At 64.2% G+C, this 1,016-nt stretch carries 1 protein-coding gene; it reads left to right on the forward strand.

The genetic code is table 11. The features are described from left to right. Window positions 1-50: 50 nt before the first annotated feature. On the forward strand, window positions 51-1,016 hold a 966-nt coding region (locus tag EN879_RS37100), incomplete at its 3' end, for a VCBS domain-containing protein (protein ID WP_206521103.1).

Here is a 1,016-nt window from a genome sequence, read left to right on the forward strand (position 1 = left end):
ATTTCTCGGTTCCCCCCGGCGGCATCGGCGACGGGTTCGACCTGTCGGCATTGCTGCCGCCGACCGCCTTGCAGTTTGGGCTTCTGGATCGCCGCGAACTGTTCCCGTCCATCGTCGACAGGCCGGTTTCAGTGGTGGCCACGTCACTGCTTGCCCCGACCGAAGCGGCCAGTGAAACTGGCCTCGATGGCAACCAGACACAATCGCCTGGCAGCGACGCGCCAAGCAATTCCGAAACCTCAGGCATCGGAACGATCAGCATCGACGCACCGGATGGAATCGGGTCGATCGTTATCAACGGTGTCGCCGTCACCGGCGTCGGCCAGCAGATCCCGGGCCAGTTCGGCTATTTGGAGATCGTCTCCTACAATCCGAGCACGGGTGCTATCCAATACAATTACACGGTGACCGAATCGGTCACTCATCCCGAGCACACGAACGGGTTCGATCCCAACGACACGGTTCCGGACAATTTCAGCATCACTGTCACGGACGTCGACGGCGATTCGGCCAGCACCACCTTTGCCGTCGCCATCGTCGACGACGTGCCGACCGCGGTTGCCGATACGGACAGCGTGACGGAAGACGGCGTGACGGTCGCGGACGGCAACGTGATCACGGCCAGCGGCGGCGCGGACGCGAATGTGACGGACGGCGTCGCCGACGTTAAGGGCGCGGACGGGGCGACGGTAACGGGCGTCGAGGCAGGCACGGTCACATCGGCCTCGGGCCATGTCGGGTCGGCCGTGGCGGGCAGTTACGGTTCGATCACGATCGATGCGGACGGCCACTACAGCTACACGCTGAACAACGGCGCTGCGGCGGTCCAGGCGCTGACCACCGGCCAGCATCTGACGGACACGTTCACGTATACGCTGACCGATGGCGACGGCGACACCTCGACGACAACGGTCGAGATCACCATCAACGGCACCAACGACGTGCCGCAGGTCGTCGTTGACCAGGGCAACCCGGCCGGCGCGCATGATCAGGTCTATGAAGCAGGTCTGGCGGCG

Origin of the sequence: Mesorhizobium sp. M7A.F.Ca.AU.002.02.1.1, from assembly GCF_003998535.1 — a bacterium.
In the GTDB taxonomy this organism is placed as follows: domain Bacteria; phylum Pseudomonadota; class Alphaproteobacteria; order Rhizobiales; family Rhizobiaceae; genus Mesorhizobium; species Mesorhizobium ciceri.